Below are 373 nucleotides of genomic sequence, written 5' to 3'. Positions count from 1 at the left end.
AATTTTTTATAAAGAGTGCTTTATTCATTCCCTTCAGGGTCCAGTTCCGGTTCAACTCGTCTTGCTTTGCTGTTGTATAAAGAATCGGCAGGCATTTGTAGCCGGAGATCTATCCAGCGGCCCTCCGGAATATCCATCGGGGAACCGGCAATAATCATCGCTGTTTCCACATCAAAGCGGCGACGAAAAACTGAAACAGTCAGCACGCCATCTTCGGTGGTAGTGATGTTTACGAAGCACAGAAAGTTGCCGTTGATATCCTGGGGAATCTCCACTGTCCATCCCTCTGGATTAAGCCCGCAGCTCCCCATGATCCGATATATCCCTTCGGCCTCCCTCGAAGCAGTAACCCCTTCAGCTTCATCGTTACACT

Annotated in this window: 1 protein-coding gene; it reads right to left on the bottom strand. The window is 49.1% G+C overall.

Annotated elements, in window-relative coordinates; translation table 11 throughout:
- Positions 1–20: 20 nt before the first annotated feature.
- Positions 21–373: phage tail fiber protein (locus E0L20_RS23770; protein WP_486599010.1), on the bottom strand; the 353-nt coding region annotated here is incomplete at its 5' end.

This window comes from Enterobacter wuhouensis (assembly GCF_004331265.1).
In the GTDB taxonomy this organism is placed as follows: domain Bacteria; phylum Pseudomonadota; class Gammaproteobacteria; order Enterobacterales; family Enterobacteriaceae; genus Enterobacter; species Enterobacter wuhouensis.
Note: the sequence above shows the minus strand (reverse complement) of the source record. Positions and strands in the feature narration are given on the sequence as shown.